This window comes from Priestia sp. SIMBA_032 (genome assembly GCF_046535215.1).
Classification (GTDB): Bacteria; Bacillota; Bacilli; order Bacillales; family Bacillaceae_H; genus Priestia; species Priestia aryabhattai.
The window spans coordinates 1-246 of record NZ_JAWRXD010001308.1 but is presented as its reverse complement, the minus strand read 5'-3'; the positions used below and the strand labels follow the sequence as shown (position 1 = coordinate 246).

General features: G+C 67.9%; 1 protein-coding gene. It reads right to left on the bottom strand.

Translation table 11 applies throughout. The annotated features are described in order from the left end of the window. A partial coding sequence (locus SB717_RS38555; protein ID WP_410908502.1) for an ATP-binding cassette domain-containing protein occupies positions 1–246 on the bottom strand: 246 nt, incomplete at both ends.

Genomic DNA, 246 nt, shown 5'->3' with positions numbered 1-246 from the left:
ATAGACAATCGAGACGCCCTCGCCCTGCAGGCGACGGATCAGGCGGAAAAGCTGCCCCGTCTCCTGGTTGGTGAGATAAGCGGTCGGCTCGTCGAAGATCAGCAGCCGGCACTGGCGCGCTGTCGACCGGGCCGTGGCGACGAGCTGCTGCTGGCCGATCGTCAGGCTGCCCAGCTCGCGGCGCGCGTCGATCCGGAAGCCCAAGTCGTCGAGCACGGCCTGGGCATCCTTCTCCATCTCGCGCCG